This window comes from Streptomyces turgidiscabies Car8 (assembly GCF_000331005.1).
GTDB classification, from domain to species: domain Bacteria; phylum Actinomycetota; class Actinomycetes; order Streptomycetales; family Streptomycetaceae; genus Streptomyces; species Streptomyces turgidiscabies.
Genome location: NZ_AEJB01000639.1, coordinates 37,050 through 58,026, shown reverse-complemented (window position 1 = coordinate 58,026; position 20,977 = coordinate 37,050). Strand labels below are relative to the sequence as shown.

The window sequence follows — 20,977 nt, the reverse complement described above, 5'->3', positions numbered from 1 at the left end:
CCGGGAACCGAGGCCGGTGGGAAACTGGAGGCATGCAGCAGTCGCACGAATCCGCAGGTTCCGAGCTTGCTCCACGTGGTCGGGGAGACGCCATGCGCGTCCTCGTCGTGGACGACGATCCGACGGTCGCCGAGGTCGTCTCCGGCTATCTCGACCGTGCCGGGTACGACGTGGACCGGGCCGGGGACGGGCCGTCGGCGCTCGTGCGGGCCGCCGCGCACCGGCCGGACCTGGTGGTGCTCGACCTCATGCTGCCCGGCATGGACGGCCTGGAGGTGTGCCGCCGTATCCGGGCCCGCGGGCCCGTGCCGGTCATCATGCTCACCGCCCGCGGCGACGAGGGCGACCGGATCCTGGGCCTCGAAGTGGGCGCCGACGACTACGTCACAAAGCCCTTCAGCCCCCGCGAGCTGGTGCTGAGAGTCGAGTCGGTACTGCGCAGGTCCAGGCCCGCCACAGCGGCTCACCCGGTACACGGGGCAGGCATCACCGTCGACCCGGCCGCCCGGCGCGCCACCAAGAACGGCGCCGAACTCAGCCTCACGCTCCGCGAGTTCGACCTCCTCGCCTTCCTCCTGCGCAACCACGGGCGCGCCTACAGCCGCGAGGAACTGATGAAGGAGGTGTGGGGCTGGGACTTCGGCGACCTGTCCACCGTCACCGTCCACGTACGTCGGCTGCGGGGCAAGGTGGAGGACGACCCGGCCCGGCCGCAGCTGATCCAGACGGTGTGGGGAGTGGGCTACCGCTTCGACGCCACCCCGTTCGAGGAGGCGGTATGAGCATGCGTGACTTCCTGCTGATCGCCCTGTTCGCCTTTCTCGGCGCCGTCGCGGCTGGGCTGCTCGGGGCGGGCGTCCTGTGGCTGATCAGGCGACGCTCGCTGACGACTTCCCTCGCCGTGGTCGCGGCCGTGGCCGTGACGGCCATGCTCGCGGGCACGCTGTCCGTGGCGAGGGCCATGTTCCTGTCCACGCACGACCTGACGGTCGTCACCATGGTCGTCGCGATGGCGGCGGTCGTCTCCCTGGCCACCGCACTGCTGCTCGGCCGGTGGGTCGTCGCCGGCAGCAGGGCGCTCACCGCCGCCGCCCGTTCCTTCGGTGACGGCGGCCACTTCGCGGTCCCCCACGGCTCGTCGAACGCCGAACTCGCCGCGCTGAGCCGGGAGTTGGCCAGCACCAGCGCGAAACTCGCCACGTCCCGCGACCGTGAGCGCGCCCTGGAGACATCGAGGCGCGAACTGGTCGCGTGGATCTCGCACGACCTGCGCACCCCACTCGCAGGACTGCGCGCCATGTCCGAAGCGCTGGAGGACGGTGTCGCCGCCGACCCCCAGCGCTACCTCCGCCAGATGCGCACCGAAGTCGAACGTCTCAACGACATGGTCGGCGACCTCTTCGAACTCTCCCGCATCCACGCCGGGGCGCTCGCCCTCTCTCCTTCTCGCATCTCCATGTACGACCTGGTCGGCGACGCCCTTGCCGGAGCGGACGCGCTCGCCCGGGAGCACGGCGTGTGGCTGATCGGCGATCGCATCGAACCGGTGCCGGTCGAGGTCGACGGCAAGGAGATGAGCCGCGTGCTGAGCAATCTGCTGGTCAACGCGATCCGCCGGACACCCTCGGACGGTACGGTCGCGGTCGCCGCCGAGCGTTCCCCGGACGGAGTCGTCGTGTCGGTCACCGACGGCTGCGGGGGCATTCCGGACGACGACCTGCCGAGGGTCTTCGACACCGGCTGGCGCGGCACACACGCCCGTACCCCTCCGGCCGGCGCCGGGCTCGGCCTCGCGATCGTCCGGGGCATCGTCGAGGCACACCGTGGACAGGCCGCCGTGCGCAACGTACCCGGCGGCTGCCGCTTCGAGGTGACCCTTCCGCTGGCCGAGGCCTGATCCGACGCGGCCGAGCCCGGGTGGGGTGTGCGTCGCCAGCACACCGGCCCGAGGGAGTGCGAGCCGCGCGGAGTCCCCGTGCCGGCGTGGACGACGAAGAACTCGGCGAGGGTTTTTCTCTCCTCGCTTCGGGGGGCCAACGGTCGAATGTCCCGTCGCCGTTCGAAGGGCTGAATTACGCCGGTGGCCGGCCCGTGGTCCGGCGCGGCACCAGGGTGGGGGACAGGAGGACCTGTTCCGTGCTTTTTCGTGGGTCGGTGAGGCGTTCCAGGAGCAGGCGGGCGGCGTTTTCGCCGATGTCGTGGCCTGCTTGGTCGACGCTGGTGAGGGAGATGGGGCCGAGGGCGGCGAAGGTGGTGTTGTCGTAGCCGGCGACCGAGATGTCGTCGGGGACGGAGAGGCCTGCTTCGTTGATGGCTTCCAGGACGCCCATGGCGACGATGTCGGCGCCGGCGAAGACGGCGGTGGGGAGGTGGGGGCGGGTCAGTAGTTCTTGGGCGCCTTTGTAGCCGCCTTCCTGGGTGTAGGTGGTGGAGATGACGTCGATCCACTTGGCGAGTCCGTGTGTGCGCATGGCTTGTCTGTAGCCGTCGGCGCGGCGGGCGTTGGGCATTTCGGCGAGGCGTGTGGGGTCGGTTTCGTGGTGTTCGATGTGGGCGATGCGGTGGTGTCCGAGGGCGGCGAGGTGGGTGACGGTCAGGGATGCGCCCTGGATGTCGTCGTCGGCCACGGTGTCGTAGAGGGGGGATGTTCCGTGGCGGCCGACGACGACGGTGGGTACGGATGAGGCGATGTGTTCGAGGTGGGTGCGGGGTGAGACGGGTGCGACGAGGATGAGGCCGTCCATGCCGCGGTCCAGCATCGCTTCGGTGACGCGTGCTTCTTCTTTTTCGCCGTTGCAGCCGGGGCCCAGGAGGACCTGGTATTCGGTGTCCCGCAGGCGGGTGGTGATGCCGTCGAGGACGTCGGGGAAGAAGGGGTTGCGGATGTCGGGGAGCATCACGCCGATGGTGTAGGTCTGTCCGCGCAGGCCTCTGGCCCCGGCGTGTGGGCGGTAGCCGAGTTCGTCGATCGCGCGGCGTACCTTGGCGCGCATGTCGGGGCTGGCTCCGTAGGCGTTGCGCAGCACCTTGGACACGGCGGTGGTGGACACCTGGGCGTGGCGTGCGACATCGACGATCGTGACGCGACGCGGTCGTGCTGGTGGCTCCATCCGATTCCTTTTCCCTGGGAACGGCTGTCACCGAGTCTACGGACGTAACTCCCGCCCGGCGCACGCCCTGTGACAGCCGAGCGGGCCAGCGCCCTGACAGCCGTGCAGCGGGTACGGCGTCTTGACGTCACGCGGGACGCTCTCTAAGGTCTGGCCACACCCGATGGGCAACGTTACCCGTCGTACTGCGGAACCATCGACCCGACGTCGGCCCCACCGTCCGACGGCGGAGGGCGACAGCCGCATCCACGCGTCCCGCTGACCACAGCCCGCACGGACGACCGAGATTGAATCGATTCACAAAGGAAGGTGCGCGCGTGAGCCATGAAACACGCAGTACAGAGGCCGCCGACCGTGAGCCCGGTGAGGGGAAACCCTCCCGGACGGACGGCACAGCGGTGCGTCGGCGAACCGTGCTCGCCGCGACAGCCGGTGCCGTGGCGCTGGGCGGCGGCGGTGTCGCTGGAGGCGGAACGAACGCCGTGGCCCAGCCAGCCCGCGGTGAGAAGGGCGGCGCGGTGCTCGGACCGACCGTGGAACACCGCACTGATCCTCTGGGCGTGGACGCCGCCCGGCCACGCTTCGGCTGGCGCATGCGGTCCGCGGAGCGCGGACTCAGCCAGGGCGCGTACCGGATTCTCGTCGCGACCTCTCCGGAGAAGCTGACCGCCGCCCGCGCCGACGTCTGGAACAGCGGTCGTGTCCGTGCCTCCGACTCGGTGGCCGTCCGCCACGCGGGCAAGCCGCTGCGCGCCTCGACGCGCTATCACTGGACCGTCAGCGTGTGGGACACCGACGACCGGCCCGTCGGCACCGCGTTACCCGCCTTCTTCGAGACCGGCCTGATGAGCAGGGACGGCGTCGGCGGATGGGAGGGCGCGCACTGGATCGGTATGAAGGGCAAGAGCCCCGACTCGGCCGGTGCCCCGATGCTGCGCAAGGAGGAAACACTCCGGAGTGCTCACCCCGGCAAGAGCCGTTCCCGAGTCCGTGAGGCGCGGTTGTACGTCTCGGCCCTCGGCGTGTACGACGCCTACGTGAACGGGCGGCATGTGACCGTGCCGCAGGACGGTGGCACCACGATCGAGCTGTTGCCGCCGGGCTCGACGAACTACGACGCGCGCGTCAACTACATGACGTACGACGTCACCGACCTCGTGACGTCGGATCCGGACGTCACCATCGCGGTCGTCCTGGGCAACGGCTGGTACAACGGCCGCATCTCCGAAGGCAGTACGTACTACTCGGCGGACGGCAACGCCCTGGCCGTCAAGGCCAAGCTGCTGATCCGGTACACCGACGGCACCTCGCAGACGGTGGTCACCGCTCCGGGCGGCGGCTGGAAGGCCACGGACACCGGCCCCTACCGCGCCGACGACATCTACGACGGCCAGACCTACGACGCCCGTGGGGAGCTGCCGGGCTGGACGTCGCACGGCTTCGACGACTCCGCCTGGGCGGACGTCGAACGAGTCGCCTTCGACGCCAGGTTCCCGGACGCGCGACTCATCGCCTACCCGGGCGAGACGGCACGTTTCATACAGCGGTGGGACCGCCGGCCGCACTCGGTCACCGTCGTCACCGGGGTGAGCGGACAGGACGGCAGCGCCAACGGCAGGGGCCGCATCGTCGTCGATCCCGCCCGGACGGTGACCGATCCCGCGAAGGCGGCCTCCGCGCCGGTCACGATCGGCGTGGGCGAGACCGCCGTCTTCGACCTCGGCCAGAACATGGTCGGAGTGGCCCGCTACAGCCTGCGCGGCCCCGCCGGGGCCAAGGCCGAGTTCAGGTTCGGCGAGATGCTCAACGACGACAGTGCCGGCGCCGACGGCCCGGCTGGCTCCCTCTACCGGGCGAACCTCCGCAGCGCCAAGGCCACCAGCACGTATGTCCTCAAGGGCGACCGGCACGGCGAGACCCACCAGGACTCCCTGACCTTCTACGGCTTCCGCTATGTCTCCGTCACCGCGACGGACACCGTCACGATCACCGGCCTGACCGGCAAGGTAGCCACGTCCGCGATCCGGGAGATCGGCACCGTCACCACCGACGATCCCGACATCAACCAGCTGGCGAGCAACATCCGTTGGGGCCAGCGAGGCAACTACCTCTGGGTGCCCACCGACTGCCCCCAGCGCGACGAACGCCTCGGCTGGACCGGCGACACCCAGGTCTTCTCCGCCACCGGCCTGTACAACGTGGACGCCGGTGTCTTCCTCAGCCACTTCCAGGACACCGTCGTCGATTCCCAGGCCATCTACGGCATGGGCGAAGCGCAGTTCACCGGGGTCGCCCCGACGGGCCGTTTCAACTTCCCCGGCGGTGGCAGCGGTTGGGCCGACGCCGGGGTCATCGTGCCGTGGACCGTGTGGCAGATGACCGGTGACGCGACCGTCGTCGAGGACAACTGGCCCGCCATGACCCGCTACCTGGACTGGATCCAGGCGCAGACCGGCGAGACCTACGCCGGACAGGGCTCCCTCACCGGTGACTGGCTGGGGCCACAGAAGACCAGCGCCCAGCTGATGAGCGACGTCTACTACGGCTACAGCACCCGGCTGATGGCACAGATGGCCCGCGCGACCGGCAGGGCGGCGGAGGCAGCGGCGTACGACCGGCTCTTCGGACGTGTCAGGCAGGCGTTCATCACCAAGTACCTGAGTACGGAGGGTGGTTCGGTCACGGTCAGGTCCAGCCTCGGCGACGCCTCTCCGATCGAACCGGGCTCCGACCCCAGCCAGAAGACGGAGGACAACAGCCAGACAGCGCTGCTCTGGGTCCTCAAACTCGGCTTCTACGAGACGGAGGCCCAGCGCCGCACGCTCGTGGGCCGTCTCGCCGACAACATCGGCAACGACGCCGCCTACAAGGCCGCCCATCCGAACAGCGTCAGGGTCCGGTACGCCGAGAACACGCTGTCCGTCGGCTTCCTCGGCGTCAACGTCCTCGCCCCCGTCCTCACGGACGAGGGCCGCGCGGACCTGGCGTACAAACTGCTGCACCAGGACGCGCTGCCGTCCTGGCTGTTCTCGGTGAAGAACGGTGCCACCACCGTCTGGGAGCGCTGGAACTCGTACTCGAAGGAGGACGGGTTCGGGCCGGTCGGCATGAACTCCTTCAACCACTACGCCTACGGCGCGATCATGGAGTGGATGTACTCCTCCATGGCCGGTATCGCGCGCGATCCGCGGAGCCCCGGCTTCAAACGCTTCCTGCTGCAGCCGCACCTCGACCCCACGGGCGGGATCACCCGGGTCTCGGGCGTGTACGAGTCGCCGTACGGGGAGATCCGGAGCGAGTGGAAGGTGGCGGACGGGGGCAGGGCTCTCGTGTACGACGCGGTGGTGCCCGCCAACAGCGAGGCGACCCTGCGGCTTCCGGCGGTGTCGGCCGACACGGTCCGCGAAGGACGTGCTCCGCTGGCGCGCGCGGAGGGCGTCCGCTTCATCGAACACACCGACGGGGTGTACGTCTGCCGGCTGGCGTCCGGCCGCTACCGCGTGAACGCCCGACTGCGCTGACGGCTCCCCGCCGGCCGGACGCGTAACGCGGCCGCGGTACCCCTGGGCACCGCGGCCGTGTGCGAAACGTCAGACAGGGAGCCACTGCTGATTCGTACCGCCGTTGCAGCTCGACTGGTTCAGGGCGGCTCCGTTGGCGGTCGACCCTCCGGTGACCTGGAGACAGAGACCGCTGGTGACGTTGGTGAAGGTGACATAGCCGCCGATCACCGATGTCCTGCGCCAGAGCTGATGGTTGCCGCCGTCGCAGGTCCACTGGTCGGCGGTCGCACCGTCGGCCGTGGAGCCGCCAGGGATCTCGAGACACTTGCCGCTGTTGACGTTGATCAGGCGGAAGTTCGAACCGGAGGGGCTCAGCGTCCACTGCTGGTTGGTGCCGGAGTTGCAGTTGCCGGAGTTGACCGACGCACCGTCGGCGCCGCTCGCGAACCAGACGTCCGCGCACTTGGAGCTGTTGCGGTTCAGCAGGTGGTTGTTGGCGGAGCCCAGCGGGGCGGCGAGGACGGGCCAGCCCCCGGCGAAGGTGACCTGGCGGATGTCGAGGGACTCCCGCCCGTTGTTGTCGCCGTCGTAGTAGTGGTAGGCGAGGTACTTCGACGTCCCGTCGTCGAAGGCGTCCGCACCCCCGGCCGCGACCTTGGGGTACGCACCCGCGAGCACCTGCGTTCCTCCACCGGACGCCATGTTCGTGCCGGCCTGGTCGAGGTAGGGGCCGGTGATGGCCGTGGAGCGTCCGACCACTGTGTAGTAGGTGCTGTTGGTGCCACTGCAGCACAGGCCCTTGGAGCCGAAGAGGTAGTAGTAGCCGCCGTTGAGGACGATCGTCGGGTTCTCGATGCCGACGGCGATGTGCCACAGGTTGTTGTCGGTGGTGGACAGCTTGCCGGTGGACTCGTCCAGGACGTGCATATAGGTGCCGGAGCCGGTCCAGGAGCCCCAGGAGACGTAGAGCCGGCCGTCGGGCCCCCAGTCGACGTTGGGGTCGATGGGGTAGTTGACGTCGGTGACCATGCCCTGGTCGGTCCAGGGGCCCTCGATGCTGGTGGCGGTGGCAAGACCCATCACCGCGTACGAGGTGCCCCAGCGTGAACCGGCGTAGTACAGGTGGTACTTGCCGTTGAAGTACTTGATGTCGGGGGCCCAGATGTTGGGCGGCGTCGCACCGAGCTTGGCGGTGATCCAGGACGGCGTCGACTCCCAGACGTTCCCGATCTTGGTCCAGCCGGTCGCCGCCGTGGCGTCGCAGGTCCGGCGCTCGGTGATGGACCCGCTGGGATTGAGCGGGTCGTTCTCGAAACCGGTGGAGAAGCCGTAGGAGCAGTTGCCCACCTTGATGACGGACGGGTCGTGCATACGGATGTCACCGCTGAGCGCCTGCGCCCGGCCGGCCGAGACCAGACCGAGAACGGCCAGGGTGGCGGCCAGCAGAGCGGCGAGGACGGGGCGGCGCCGTCGTGTGTGTATCCGGAGGAGGATGCCTTCGGCATGTGGGGTGGTCACACGAAACTCCTTTGTATCGGTGAGGTGTTGCCACGGGCGGTACTCAGCCCTTGACCGCCCCCGCGGTCATGCCCGCCACGATCTGCCGGTTGAAGAACAGGAACATGACCAGCGGCGGGACCGTGATGAGGAGGATGTCCATGAAGAGCAGGTTGTAGCTGGTGCTGTACTGGCTCTGGAAGTTGAACAGGGTCAGCTGGACGGTGGCGTTCTGCTCGCCGGGCAGGAAGTACAGCGGGTTGGTGAAGTCGTTGAAGACGGCCACCGACTGGACGACGATCACCGTCACGACGACCGAGCGGAGCATCGGGAGGACGACCCGGAAGAAGAGTCGCAGCGGGGAGGCGCCGTCGATGATCGCGGCCTCGTCGAGTTCGCGCGGGATGGTGGCGATGAACGCGCGGAACAGCAGGACGGAGAAGGACAGTCCGAAGGCGATCTCCACGAGAATCAGCCCGGGGAGCGTGCCGAACAGGCCGGCCTTCTGCAGGACCCAGATCGTCGGCACGACCGCCGGGGGGATGATCAGCCCGGACAGGACCAGGAAATTGATCAGACCCGTCCACCGGGTGATCCGGCGCTGCAGCACGAAGGCGACCATCGCGCCGAGCACGACCATCGCCGTCACACTCGCGACGGTCAGGACCATGCTGTTGACGAACGCGATGACGAGGATGTAGTCCCGCGCCTCGATCACCTGTACGAGATTGTCGACCAGCCGGAAGTGGCGTGGCCAGGAGAAGTCGAGCTGGGAGGCCTGTTGCGGGTCCTTGACGGCTGTCAGCACGATGAACGCGAACGGGACGACGAAGACGACGATGCTGACGGCGACCGAGAGGACTCCCAGCCAGGTGCGGGTGGGGTTTCTCATCGCTGCACCTCCTTGCGGGCCAGGAAGCGGGACAGCGGGACGATGATCGCCGTCACGACCAGGAAGAGGATCACGTTCCCGGCGGTCGACAGGCCGTAGAAGCCCGCCTGGTACTGCTTGTAGATGACGGAGGCGACGACGTCGGAGCTGAAGCCCGGTCCGCCGCGCGTCATCGCCCAGATGAGGTCGAAGGAGCGCAGGCCCCCGATGAGAGACAGGATGATCACCGTGGAGGTGGCCGGCCAGCTCAGCGGCAGGACCACGTTGCGCAGCAGCTGCCACGCCCCGGCGCCGTCGAGCTTCGCCGCTTCGTAGTACTCGTCCGGGATGGACACGATGCCGGCGATGTAGATGACGGTCGCCAGGCCGACGCCCTTCCACACGTCCACGAGAGCCACGGAGAACAGCGCGAGCGACGGCTCGGTCAGCCAGCCGGGACCGTCGATGCCGATCACCGACAGGGCCCTGTTGATCGCGCCGGTGGAGGGGTCCATGAAGGCGGTGAAGGTGATGCCGACGCCCACGGTGCTGACCAGCACGGGGAAGAACACCACCGAGCGCAGATAACCCCGGGCACGGATCTGACTGGTCAGCAGAATCCCGAGGCCGAGGCCGATGACGACCTTGAGTCCCGAGGTGACGACCGCGTAGAGGAACGTGTTGGCGAAGCCCTTGACGAGGGCGGGCTCCTGGAAGAACTCGGTGTAGTTGTCCAGGCCGATGAAGGTCGACTTGAAGATCGTCCACCTGGTGAGGCTGAAGTAGAACGACGCGAGCGTGGGGACCATGAACAACGCCCCGTAGACGGCCGCCGCGGGAAGGTAGAACCAGGTGGGATAGGAACTGCGCGTTCCGGGAGACCGGCGCGTCCTGCCCTGCTCCCTCTGCTGCTCGGCCGCCGGGGGCCCGGTCGGTACAACTGTGGTCATCGTTCGACCTCTCTCGGGTGCCACCCCGCCCCCTTTTTTTTTCTCTGTGCGGGCGGGGAGGCACGGACGTGCGTTCCTACCAGCCCGGCAGACCGAGCTGCTGAGCCTGCTTCCTGGTGTCCTTGTCGTACTGGGTCGCGCCCGTCTTGGCGTCGGTGATGCCGGAGCCGACCTGGACGCTGATCTGGTCGAGGCTCGGCCCCTTCACCGGGGACAGGAACTCGAGTGCCGGGCTCTGGGCGCCGTCCGTGAAGTAGGCGGCGACGTCCTTGGTGATCGTCGGCACATCGGTCGGCAGGGTGCAGCCCTTGACCAGGTACGGCCCGGTCGGCGTCGACGCCTTGGCCTGGGCCGTGCAGCCGGCCGGGCTGGCGGCGAACGCGAGGAGCTTCTTCACCGCGGCGAGCTTGTCACCCGTGGTGGTCTTCGGAACGTAGAGGGCGTTGGGGAACCATGCCGTCAGGCCGGCTGTGGAGGCGTCGTCCCCGGGCAGCGCGAAGAAGCCGATGTCGTTGAGCTGGTCCGGGTTGCTCGTCTTGATCCCGCTGATGACGGTGGAGAGCATCGGGTACTGGGCGCCCTTGCCCGTGGCCAGCATCTGCAGGCCCTTGACGAGGGTGGCCGACGCGTAGTCGGAGTTCTGCAGCTTCAGGTCGTGGATCTGCTGCAGATGCTGGAAGCCCTTGAACGCATTCGGATCGGTGGCGTACTTCGCCTTGTCGGCGGTGTAGTCCCTGACGAAGTCCGGCTGTGCCGCCGCCACGTTGTGGAAGTCGCCCAGCACCAGCAGCTGGGAGGTCCAGGTGTCCTGGTAGGTCTGGATGACCGGCGCGATACCGGCCGCCTTGATCGTCTGGCTGTTGGCGATGAAGTCCGCCCAGGTCTTGGGTACGGCCAGACCGAGCCTGTCGTAGACCTTCTTGTTGTAGAGGACACCGCCCCCGAGAGCCGAACCCAGCGGGACGCCGTAGGTCTGGCCGCCCACCGTGACCTGCGGGAGGAAGGACTCGTCGAGGTTCTTGACGTACGGGTCCTGAGTGATCGGGGTGAGCGTCTTCGTCGGGTCGATCTGCTGGAACAGAGAACCCACGTTGTAGACGAAGAGATCGTCCATGCTGTCCGTCTGCAGCCGGGTCTTGATGAGGTTGTCGCCCTCGGTGCCGCCGGGGCGGGTCTCCACGCTCACCTTGATCTTCGGGTTCTTCGCCTCGAAGGCCTTGGCCAGCTGCTGGGCGGACTGGAGGTTGTCGGGTGCGTTGTCGACGAGGAGCTTGATCGACGTCGCAGCGCCGTCCTCGCCGGACGAGCCCAGAGAGCCGGCGCTGCAGGCGCTGAGCACGAGCGGCATGACGACAGCCGCGGCCACCACAGCCCTTCTCTTGGCGAGAGTGCTTGACCTCATGGAAGTTCCTTCGTTCGAGCGTCGGTGAATCGTTTCATTGAGGAATGGGGCGACCGGGCGAGGAGCGGTGCAACTCGATACCGGATCGGTCTGTCTTCCGTCGCGGCCGGTGGTCGGGTCCCTGGCGGTCCGCTGCGGGTGTGGCTCTGTCGGTCGAGCCTGTCGTGCCGTGCCGTTCGTGTAACGTGCCACAAAGGGAATGCCCAAAGATTGAGGCGCACCGGCGGAGCCGTCAAGTCATCTGCGAGTAACGTTCCGGAAACGCCGAAGTGGGGCGTGTGGTGCACGACAGCGGAGGTGGGGACCCCATGCGTCCAACGGGCGGCTCGAAGAGAGTAACCATCGCCGACGTCGCGCGCAGTGCGGGAGTGTCGACCTCCGCCGTGTCGAAGGTGCTGACCAACGCCTATGGCGTGAGCCCGGCCATGCGTGAGCGGGTGCGGGCCGCGATGGCCGAGCTCGGCTATCGTCCGCACGCCGCCGCCCGTGGAATGCGGGGCCGTACCTACACGATCGGTGTGCTGCTCGCGAGTATCCGCAACGCCTTCTACGCCGACCTCCTGGAGGGCGTCGACGCGACGCTGCGGAACACCGAGTACGCGGTGTTCATCGGCTCGAGCGGCTCCGCCGAGAAGGACGACCAGACGAAGCTGATCCACGCCATGGTGGACCGGCAGATGGACGGCCTGATCCTGATCGCCCCCGCCGTCCCCCGGGCGGAGGTGGTGCGCGTCGCCGCCGACGTGCCGACGGTGGTGCTCGGCCATCACGACCCCTCGCCGGCGTACGACTGCGTGGTCAACCAGGACGGGATCGGCGTCGATCTCGTGGTGGACCACCTGGTCGGCCTGGGGCACAGGGACATCGCACTCCTGTCGCACCCCACGGTCCGTGGCGTCCAGTGGCAGCAGCGGCCGGAACACCATGTCCGGGCCGCCTACGGTGCGGCGATGGCCCGGCACGGTCTGGCCGACCTGGCCCGGGTCGTGAACTCCGGGTACTCGGACGAGGGCGGCTACCGCGGGGCCATGGAACTGCTCACCTCCACGCGTCCCCCCACCGCGATCTTCGCCGGCGCCGACGTCGCCGCGACCGGCGTCTTCCGGGCGGCCGGCGAGCTGGGCCTGCGCATTCCCGAGGATCTCTCGCTCGCCGGATACAACAACACGTCCGTGGCCGCCCTCGCTCCGGTGAACCTGACCAGCGTGGACCAGGCGGGCGCCATGATGGGCGGGACCGCGGCCCGGCTCCTGCTGGAGCGGATCGAGAACCGCCGCGACCGCGCCGTCGTCATGGCCTCGACACCGCACCTCGTGGTGCGCGGCAGCACCGCGCCCCCGCGGCCCTGAGTCGGACCGACGCACGGATTTCCTGCCCGCCCCCTCTTGACGTCCTGACCTCCCCGGCTCATGGTTGAGTCGTTTCAAACGTGGAACGTTCCACGTCGAGGGAGGGGACGGGTATGACCCTGCAGCATCCGGAGCCCAGCACCACTGTTGCGGCCATCCGCTTCGAGCACCGGGACGATCCGCTCGGTGTGGGCGTCCCGGCGCCACGCCTCTCCTGGCAGGTGCGCACGGACGACCCCGAGTGGCGGCAGACGGCGTACGAGGTGCAGCTCGACGGCGCCGAGGTCGTCCGGGTCGAGTCGGCCGAGCAGATCCTCGTGGCCTGGCCGTTCGAGCCCCTGCCTTCCCGCGCTCGGGCGACCGTTCGGATACGGGTGGCCGCCGGGGAAAGCTGGAGCGGGTGGAGCGCCCCCGCCACCGTCGAGACGGGACTGCTGCGGCCACAGGACTGGAGCGCCCGGTTCATCACCCCCCGCGACCACGGCGCTCTGGACTCACCCGCCCCGGAACTCCTCCGAACGGTCGTCCTGCGCCCCGGGATGGTGAGCGCACGGCTGTACGCCACCGCCCACGGCGTCTACACCGCCTCCCTCAACGGCACCCGGGTCGGCGACGAGGTGCTCGCACCCGGCTGGACCAGCTACCACCACAGGCTGCGCTACCAGACCCACGACGTCACCGCGCTGCTGACGGAAGGCGCGAACACCGTCTCCGTCCTGCTCGGCAACGGCTGGTACCGCGGCCATCTCGGCTGGTGGGGCGCCCGCGCACTGTACGGCGACCGTCTCGCCCTGCTCGCCCAGCTCGAAGTCCGGTACGCCGACGGGTCGGTGGACGTCTTCGGTACCGACGAGGAGTGGCGGGCCAGGGACACCGGTGTCGTCGCGGACGACCTCTACAAGGGCCAGCGCACCGATCTGCGGTTCACACCCGGCCCGGCGACCGGCCCGGTGGAAGTGCTGCCCGACGAGGAGGCGGCGCTGTCGCGACTCGTCGCCCCGGAAGGGCCGCCCGTACGCGTCACCGAAGAACTGCCCGCGCTGAGGGTCTGGCAGTCACCGTCCGGCCGTACGCTCGCCGACTTCGGACAGAACGTCGTCGGGTGGGTCCGGCTGCGGGTGCGAGGCGCCGACGACGGCCGGGAGGTCACGGTCCGGCACGCCGAGGTCCTGGAGGACGGGGAGCTGTGCACCCGTCCACTGCGTACGGCCGACGCCGTCGACACCTACCTCCTGGCCGAATCCGCCGAGGCCGTCCTCGAACCCTCGTTCACCTTCCACGGGTTCCGCTACGCCGAGATCACCGGGGTGCCGGACCTGACGGCCGAGGACCTGCACGCCATGGTCGTGGGGACCGACCTGCGCCGCACCGGCTGGTTCACCTGTTCGGACCCGGATCTCGAACAGTTCCACGAGAACGTCGTCCGGGGTACGCGCGGCAACTTCCTCGACGTGCCCACGGACTGTCCCCAGCGCGACGAACGGCTCGGCTGGACCGGAGACACCCAGGTCTTCTCACCCACCGCCGCCTTCCTCTTCGACTCCGCGGGCTTCCTCTCCACGTGGCTCGCCGACCTCGCCGTCGACCAGCATCCCGACGGTGCGGTGCCCTGGGTGATCCCCGACGTCATGGACGTCGAGACGCCGACCGCGGCGGCCTGGGGAGACGCGGCCGCGGTGGTGCCCTGGGTGCTGTACGAGCGGTACGGCGACCTCGACGTCCTGCGGCGCCAGTACGCCAGTGCGCGCGCCTGGGTCGACAAGACGGCCTCGCTCACCACTGACGGGGTGTGGACGGGCGGTTTCCAGTTCGGTGACTGGCTGGACCCGGCCGCACCGCCGGACGACCCGTTCGCCGCCCGCACGCCCGCGGACGTCGTCGCCACCGCCTGCCTGATCCGCTGTGCGGACGTGGTCGCCCGCACCGCCGACGTCCTGGGCCAGGCGGAGCAGGCAGGAAAGTACCGTGCGCTCGCCGCCCGGACCCGCGATGCCTTCGCCCGCGAGTTCGTCACACCGACCGGCCGGATCGTGGGCGACTCGCCGACCGCGTACGCCATGGCCCTGCAGTGGGAGCTGCTCGCCGGGCCCGAACAGCGTGCGACCGCCGGACGCAGGCTCGCCGACCTCGTCCGCACGAACGGCTTCCGGATCGCCACCGGATTCGTCGGCACCCCGCTGATGACCGACGCCCTCACCGCCACCGGCCGCCCCGACCTCGCCTACCGGCTGCTGCTGGAGAAAGGCTGCCCCTCCTGGCTGTACCCGGTGACGATGGGTGCCACCACCGTCTGGGAACGCTGGGACAGCATGCTCCCCGACGGCACGGTCAACCCCGGCCAGATGACGTCCTTCAACCACTACGCGCTCGGAGCGGTCGCCGACTGGATGCACCGTGCGGTGGCGGGACTCGCCCCCGCGGCCCCCGGATACCGGGAGTTCACCGTACGTCCGCTGCCTGACCGGGCACTCACCCACGCCTCCGCCCGCCACATCACCCCGTACGGGGAGGCGTCGGTGAGCTGGCGGCGTGACGCGGGGCTCTTCCATCTGGTGGTGACCGTGCCCGTGGGGACGCGAGCCACCGTCCACCTGCCCGGCGACGACCGGCCGGCCCTGACCGCGACGCACGGCACACACACCTGGACGACCGAGGACCCCTGCCTCCCGGCCACGGCCACGGTGGCGACCGTACGGGACCTGATGGACGTCCCCGAACTGTGGGAGGCCACCGTCGGTGTCCTGATCCGGCACGGACTGGGTACGGACCCCGCCCGGCTGGCCCGGCGGCTGGAACCGTATCTGGACGTGCCGGCGCGTGAACTGCCCACGCTGGCCAACAAGGTCCTCTTCGAAGACGGCGGCGCCGGTGCCGCCGCCGATCTGGAGACGCTGCTGAGCGGCGTACAGGGCTGCTGACAGCCGCGCCGGTCCCAGCCCTGCCCCACCGCCGTCCGAACTTGTACCCCTTCATGAAACGGAACCCCCGATGCGACAGCTGACCCGCAGGTCTGTCCTCCGCACCGCCACAGCCGTGGCGCTGGCCCCCGTCCTGAGCTCCCTGGTGCTGCCCGCCCTCGCCCCGACGGCCGCCGCCGCGGACCCCTGGACGGCCAAGTGGATCTGGGCGCCGTCCACCACGGCGAACCAATGGGTGGCCTTCCGCAAGTCGTTCACCCTGTCCGCCAAGCCGGACAGCGCACCGACCCGGATCGCCGCCGACTCCAAGTACTGGCTGTGGGTGAACGGAACCCTCGTGGTCTTCGAGGGCGGCCTCAAGCGTGGCCCGAACCGCACGGGCACCTACCACGACGTGATCGACCTCGCCCCGTACCTGAACAGCGGCGGCAACACGGTCGCCCTCCTGGTGTGGCACTTCGGCAAGCAGGGCTTCTCGCACAACAGCAGCGGCAAGGGCGGGCTGCTGTTCCAGTCGGACATCGCCACCGGCTCCACGACCACCCGGGTCGTCAGCGACACCGGCTGGAAGCACACCGTCCACGCCGGCTACGCGAACAACACCGGCGGTTCGCAGGTGAACTTCCGGCTGCCCGAGTCGAACATCTACTACGACGCCCGCAACGCCACCGCCCTGGCGGGCTGGCAGTCGCCCGGCTTCAACGACAGCGGCTGGACGGCACCCACCGACTTCGGTGCCGCGGGAGCCGCGCCCTGGAACGACCTCGTCCAGCGGCCCGTCCCACTGTTCCGCTACTCCGGTCTCACGTCCTACACCAACGCGGCCTCGCTGCCGTCCACCGGACAGGGCAGCACCGCCATCTCCGCCACCCTGCCGTCCAACATCCAGGTCACGCCGTACCTCAAGGTGGACGCCCCGGCCGGCACGGTGATCGGCATCCAGACCGACCACTACGACGACGGCAAGGGACTGGTCGGCATCGACCAGAAGACCATTTTCAACGTCCGCGCCACCTACGTCTGCACCGGCGGGGTCCAGGAGTTCGAGGCGCTGGCATGGATGAGCGGTACGGCCGTGCGGTACACCATCCCGGCGGGCGTGACCATCGTGGATCTCAAGTACCGGGAGTCCGGCTACGACACCGACTTCGACGGGTCGTTCACCAGTAGTGACGCCTTCTTCGACACCGTGTGGACCAAGGCCGCCCGCACCATGTACGTCAACATGCGGGACAACTACATGGACTGCCCGACCCGCGAACGCGCCCAGTGGTGGGGCGACGTGGTCAACCAGTTGAAGGAGGGCTTCTACACCTTCGACACCAGGTCCCACGCCCTCGGCAAGAAGGCCATCTCCCAGCTGGCCTCCTGGCAGAAGGACACCGGGGCGCTCTACTCTCCGATGCCCTCGACCATCTGGACCGCCGAGCTGCCCAACCAGATGCTCGCCTCGGTGTGGTCCTTCTGGACGTTCCACCTCTACACCGGCGACACGAGCACGGTCACCGGCGCCTACCCGGCGGTGAAGAAGTACCTGGACCTGTGGGGCCTGGGCAGCGACGGTCTGGTAACCCACCGTGCCGGCGACTGGGACTGGCAGGACTGGGGCAGCAACATCGACACCCGCGTCCTGAACAACTGCTGGTACTACCTGGCCCTGGACACCGCCGCCAAGCTCGCCGACCTCAGCGGCAACACCGGCGACGTCGCCGGATGGCAGGCCCAGCGCGACAGCATCAAGGCCAACTTCGACACCCTGCTGTGGAACTCCACGAACAACGAGTACCGCTCGCCCGGCTACAACGGCGACACCGACGACCGGGCAGGCGCCCTCGCCGTCGTCGCGGGCCTGGCCACCCCCAGCCACTACCCGGCGATCACCGACGTGCTGCGCACCCACCTCAACGCCAGCCCCTACACGGAGTTCTACGTCCTGGAGGCGCTGTACCTGATGGGCGCGGCCACCGTCGCCGAGGAGCGGATGCGCAACCGCTACGCCGCCCAGGTCGCCGACCCCGCCTGCCACACCCTGTGGGAGGTGTGGGTCAAGTCGGAAGGCACGGACAACCACGCTTGGAACGGCGCCCCGCTGTACGCCCTGTCCGCCTATGCGGCGGGTGTCCGCCCCACCACGGCAGGCTGGGAGACGTACGAGGTGATCCCTCAGACGGGCAGCCTCACGAAGATCAACACGGTGACGCCCACCGTCAAGGGCGACATCCGCTTCGGCATCACACGCGACGGCACGACGGTCACCCTGAACCTCACCTCGCCGAGCGGCACGACAGCCCGCGTCGGCGTGCCCACCTACGGCGGCTCCCAGCCCGTCGTCAAGGCCAACGGCACCACCGTCTTCACCGGGGGCTCCTCCACCGGCAGCGTCAGCGGTCTGAGCTACGACGGCAAGGACTCCTCGTACGTCTACTTCAAGGCCCAGCCGGGCACCTGGACGTTCACGGCCACAGGCACCGGCCGCCTCGACAACCTCGCCCTGAACCGGCCGGTCACCAGCAACAACAGCCTGGAGAACGGCAACTGGGGCAAGAACCGGCTCACCGACGGCAAGCTCACCAGCGTGACCGGAGCCCGGGGCTACACCAGCAACGAGTTCACCTCCGCCGATGTCGGCGCGAACCCCGTGTGGGTGGAGATCGACCTCGGTGCCGACACCGACATCGACGCCGTACGCCTCTTCCCCCGCACCGACACCCCGGCCGCCGGGGGAGGGACCGCGGGCTTCCCCGTGGACTTCACGATCCAGACCCGCGCGGACGGATCCAGCACCTACACCACCGCCCGCACCGTCACCGGCCAGGCCAACCCACAGGGGCTGGTCCAGACGTACGGCTTCAAGACCGCCACCGCCCGCTACGTCCGCCTGCAGGCCACCAGGCTCGGAGCCGCCGCTTCCGACGAATCCACCAAGTTCCGCCTGCAGCTCGCCGAACTGACCGTCCCCGCCGCCGCGACCACTGTCACGGCCAACTACACGCTGGAGAACAGCGACTGGGGCAAGACCCGGATCCTGGAGGGCACCACCACCAGCGTCACCGGTGCCAAGGGCTTCACCAGCATCGACTTCCCCTCTGCCGACGTCAGCGCCACACCTGTATGGATCGAGGTCGACCTCGGCGCCGACCGGTCCATCGGCTCCGTCACCCTAAACCCCCGCACCGACACCAGCGGAGCCGGCGGCGGCACCGCGAACTTCCCTGTCGACTTCACGCTGCAGACCCGCCCCGACGGATCCGGCACCTACACCACGGCTCGTACCGTCACCGGCCAGGCCAACCCGAGCGGGTCCGCCCAGACCTACACCCTCACCTCCACCACCGGCCGCTACCTGCGCCTGACGGCAACCAGACTCGGCGCTGCCGCCTCCGACGAGAGCACCAAGTTCCGCCTGCAACTGGCCGAGATCGGCATCAAGTAGAAGGTGGAAGGAAGAGGCGGGGGAGCCAGCGCCACGCCTGGAGCGGCGCGCGGATCACGACAGTTGCTCGGTCCGGGCGCCGGTGCCGTCGAGGCGGGGGAGGTCGGGCGCGCCGAGGTTCGCGGCGGTTGCCCGGACCGTCGGGTGGCGGTACAGCTCCCGCAGGCGCAGGGCCGGCAGACCCCGGGCGCGCAGGGCGGCGCCGATGCGGACGGCGAACAGGGAGTTGCCGCCCAGTTCGAAGAAGTCGTCGTCCGGGCCGACGGGTACGCCCAGGACCTCGCTCCAGATGTCCGTCAGGCTCGCGGTGAGGTCGTCGGCGGAGGCGACGACGGAGCCTGTGCCCGGTTCTCCCCGCGTCCGGTGTCCCGTCGGCGCGGGGAGCCGTGCCGCGTCCAGCTTGCCGTTGGAGGTCAGGGGGAGTGCGTCCAGGGCGCTGACCGTGGCGGGGAGCATGTACTCGGGCAGCATGCCGGCGGCCCGCTCGCGGACGGCACCTGGATCGCCCCCCGGCGACAGAACCACGTACGCGTCGATCCTGGCGGTGGCGGCGTCAGCCGGGTCCTCGCGTCGTACCAGGACGGCCGCCGTCCGCACGGCGGGATCCTCCAGCAGCACGGAGCGGATCTCGTCGAGTTCGATGCGGAAGCCGCGGATCTTCACCTGGCTGTCGATCCGCCCGAGGTGTTCGAGCCGCCCGTCGGGACGCAGCCGCCCCAGGTCACCGCTGCGGTACATGACGGCGCCGGTGAAGGGGTCCGGCACGAACCGTCGGCGCGTCAACTCCTCCTGGCCCAGGTAGCCGAGCGCCACCCCCGAGCCGCCGACGCAGATCTCGCCGGCCACCCCCGGCGGCTGGAGCCGTCCGGTCGGGTCGAGCACGTACAGGTGCCAGCCAGGCAGGGCGGATCCGACGGAGCGGGTGCCGGACAGGGCCAGTTTCCGGGTGAGCGTCTGCTCGGTGACGTGGACCGTCGTCTCGGTGATGCCGAACATGTTCACCGCCCGGCAGACCGGCTCGGGATGCCGGTCGAACCAGGGCAGCAGCATGCGCGCGTCCAGCGGTTCACCGCCGAAGACGACGAGCCGCACAGCCACGTCGGCGTGATCGACGTCCAGGAGCTGGGCGAAGGCCGACGGGGTCTGGCTGAGCACGGTGACCCGCTCGACGACGAGCAGATCACGGAAACGGTCCGGTTCACGCGACACCGAGTACGGCACCACGACCAGCCGTCCGCCGGTCAGCAGGCATCCCCAGATCTCCCACACGGAGAAGTCGAACGCGGCGGAGTGGAACCACGTCCACACATCCGCCTCGCCGAACCCGTACTCGTCGCGGGTCGCGTCGACCAGGGCGACCACGTTGCGGTGCGGTACGACGACGCCCTTGGGGCGGCCGGTCGAGCCGGACGTGTAGATGACGTAGGCGGCGTCGTCGGGCGAAGGGGACGGAAGGTTCGCCTGCTTCTCCGGGGCACGGGCGTCCGCCAGTTCGTCCGGCGTCACCCACACGCAGTCCGCCACCGCAGGGAACTCCGGGAGCCGGGTGACCACGACCCTCAGGTCCGCGTCACGTGTCGTGTGGGCGAGCCGGTCCGCCGGGTAGGCGGGGTCCAGCGGCACATAGGTCGCGCCGGCCTTCAGTACGGCGACGAGAACGACGACGAGTTCGGCGGAACGCTCCAGGCACACGCCCACCCGGTCGCCGCCGACCACCCCGTGCGCCCGCATCCCCGCCGCCAACAGGTCGGCCTGCGCGTTGAGTTGACGGTACGTCAGGACGGTCGGGCCATCGGTCAGCGCGACACGGTCCGGCGTCGCCACCACGATCCGGCCGAGTCCGGCGGGCAAGCTCGCGGGGGTGGGTGCGGTGGCCGGTGCGCGGGACGGACGGCCGAGCGCCGCAGTGCGGGCCTGCTCCGCCTCGTCGAGCAGTTCGACATC

12 protein-coding genes are annotated in these 20,977 nt (G+C 69.3%); 6 read left to right on the top strand and 6 right to left on the bottom strand.

Annotated features, from left to right (window positions below; all coding sequences use genetic code 11):
- Nucleotides 1–32: 32 nt before the first annotated feature.
- Nucleotides 33–782 carry a response regulator transcription factor gene (locus tag STRTUCAR8_RS44550; RefSeq protein ID WP_044473961.1) on the top strand — a complete coding sequence of 250 codons (750 nt, stop codon included), beginning with the start codon at nucleotides 33–35 and terminating at the stop codon, nucleotides 780–782.
- Nucleotides 783–784: 2 nt separating this feature from the next.
- Nucleotides 785–1,897, top strand: coding sequence for a sensor histidine kinase (locus STRTUCAR8_RS44545; protein ID WP_044473960.1), 1,113 nt, complete (start codon nucleotides 785–787; stop codon nucleotides 1,895–1,897).
- Between the two features lie 175 nt (nucleotides 1,898–2,072).
- Here STRTUCAR8_RS44545 and STRTUCAR8_RS44540 read toward each other — a convergent pair whose 3' ends face one another.
- Nucleotides 2,073–3,110, bottom strand: a complete 1,038-nt coding sequence (locus tag STRTUCAR8_RS44540; protein WP_006383076.1) for a LacI family DNA-binding transcriptional regulator — start codon at nucleotides 3,108–3,110, stop codon at nucleotides 2,073–2,075.
- A gap of 317 nt (nucleotides 3,111–3,427) precedes the next feature.
- On the opposite strand from STRTUCAR8_RS44540, the gene STRTUCAR8_RS44535 reads away from it, so the two are divergent.
- The gene (locus STRTUCAR8_RS44535) at nucleotides 3,428–6,631 is read left to right on the top strand and encodes an alpha-L-rhamnosidase (RefSeq protein WP_006383088.1); all 3,204 of its coding nucleotides are present in this window, start codon (nucleotides 3,428–3,430) and stop codon (nucleotides 6,629–6,631) included.
- A gap of 69 nt (nucleotides 6,632–6,700) precedes the next feature.
- Here STRTUCAR8_RS44535 and STRTUCAR8_RS44530 read toward each other — a convergent pair whose 3' ends face one another.
- The 4 genes from STRTUCAR8_RS44530 to STRTUCAR8_RS44515 form a co-directional block, all read right to left on the bottom strand.
- Nucleotides 6,701–8,131: an RICIN domain-containing protein gene (locus STRTUCAR8_RS44530; protein WP_006383079.1), complete on the bottom strand. Its 1,431-nt coding sequence runs from the start codon at nucleotides 8,129–8,131 to the stop codon at nucleotides 6,701–6,703.
- 43 nt (nucleotides 8,132–8,174) lie between these two features.
- Nucleotides 8,175–9,002 carry a carbohydrate ABC transporter permease gene (locus tag STRTUCAR8_RS44525; RefSeq protein WP_006383082.1) on the bottom strand — a complete coding sequence of 276 codons (828 nt, stop codon included), beginning with the start codon at nucleotides 9,000–9,002 and terminating at the stop codon, nucleotides 8,175–8,177.
- A complete protein-coding gene (locus STRTUCAR8_RS44520; protein WP_006383080.1) occupies nucleotides 8,999–9,931 on the bottom strand; it encodes a carbohydrate ABC transporter permease in 933 nt (310 codons plus the stop codon). The genes STRTUCAR8_RS44525 and STRTUCAR8_RS44520 overlap by 4 nt, the downstream gene beginning before the upstream one ends.
- Nucleotides 9,932–10,007: 76 nt before the next feature.
- A complete protein-coding gene (locus STRTUCAR8_RS44515; RefSeq protein WP_006383071.1) occupies nucleotides 10,008–11,333 on the bottom strand; it encodes an ABC transporter substrate-binding protein in 1,326 nt (441 codons plus the stop codon).
- 308 nt (nucleotides 11,334–11,641) lie between these two features.
- Here STRTUCAR8_RS44515 and STRTUCAR8_RS44510 point away from each other — a divergent pair, with 308 nt between their 5' ends.
- The 3 genes from STRTUCAR8_RS44510 to STRTUCAR8_RS44500 all read left to right on the top strand — a co-directional run bounded on the left by STRTUCAR8_RS44510 (nucleotide 11,642) and on the right by STRTUCAR8_RS44500 (nucleotide 19,033).
- Nucleotides 11,642–12,682, top strand: coding sequence for a LacI family DNA-binding transcriptional regulator (locus tag STRTUCAR8_RS44510; protein ID WP_006383060.1), 1,041 nt, complete (start codon nucleotides 11,642–11,644; stop codon nucleotides 12,680–12,682).
- A 113-nt stretch (nucleotides 12,683–12,795) separates the two neighbouring features.
- Nucleotides 12,796–15,600, top strand: coding sequence for a family 78 glycoside hydrolase catalytic domain (locus tag STRTUCAR8_RS44505; protein WP_006383059.1), 2,805 nt, complete (start codon nucleotides 12,796–12,798; stop codon nucleotides 15,598–15,600).
- A gap of 70 nt (nucleotides 15,601–15,670) precedes the next feature.
- The gene (locus STRTUCAR8_RS44500) at nucleotides 15,671–19,033 is read left to right on the top strand and encodes an alpha-L-rhamnosidase-related protein (protein WP_078507504.1); all 3,363 of its coding nucleotides are present in this window, start codon (nucleotides 15,671–15,673) and stop codon (nucleotides 19,031–19,033) included.
- 54 nt (nucleotides 19,034–19,087) lie between these two features.
- Here the strand turns inward: STRTUCAR8_RS44500 and STRTUCAR8_RS44495 are convergent, their stop codons facing one another.
- Nucleotides 19,088–20,884, bottom strand: a complete 1,797-nt coding sequence (locus STRTUCAR8_RS44495; RefSeq protein ID WP_006383053.1) for a non-ribosomal peptide synthetase — start codon at nucleotides 20,882–20,884, stop codon at nucleotides 19,088–19,090.
- Nucleotides 20,885–20,977 lie beyond the last annotated feature (93 nt).

What these genes read in the sequence shown, in the direction of transcription:
- STRTUCAR8_RS44550 (WP_044473961.1), top strand. Translation starts at nt 33, where the DNA reads ATGCAGCAGTCGCACGAATCCGCAGGTTCCGAGCTTGCTCCACGTGGT.
- STRTUCAR8_RS44545 (WP_044473960.1), top strand. Translation starts at nt 785, where the DNA reads ATGCGTGACTTCCTGCTGATCGCCCTGTTCGCCTTTCTCGGCGCCGTC.
- STRTUCAR8_RS44540 (WP_006383076.1), bottom strand. Translation starts at nt 3,110, where the DNA reads ATGGAGCCACCAGCACGACCGCGTCGCGTCACGATCGTCGATGTCGCA.
- STRTUCAR8_RS44525 (WP_006383082.1), bottom strand. Translation starts at nt 9,002, where the DNA reads ATGAGAAACCCCACCCGCACCTGGCTGGGAGTCCTCTCGGTCGCCGTC.
- STRTUCAR8_RS44520 (WP_006383080.1), bottom strand. Translation starts at nt 9,931, where the DNA reads ATGACCACAGTTGTACCGACCGGGCCCCCGGCGGCCGAGCAGCAGAGG.
- STRTUCAR8_RS44515 (WP_006383071.1), bottom strand. Translation starts at nt 11,333, where the DNA reads ATGAGGTCAAGCACTCTCGCCAAGAGAAGGGCTGTGGTGGCCGCGGCT.
- STRTUCAR8_RS44510 (WP_006383060.1), top strand. Translation starts at nt 11,642, where the DNA reads ATGCGTCCAACGGGCGGCTCGAAGAGAGTAACCATCGCCGACGTCGCG.
- STRTUCAR8_RS44505 (WP_006383059.1), top strand. Translation starts at nt 12,796, where the DNA reads ATGACCCTGCAGCATCCGGAGCCCAGCACCACTGTTGCGGCCATCCGC.
- STRTUCAR8_RS44500 (WP_078507504.1), top strand. Translation starts at nt 15,671, where the DNA reads ATGCGACAGCTGACCCGCAGGTCTGTCCTCCGCACCGCCACAGCCGTG.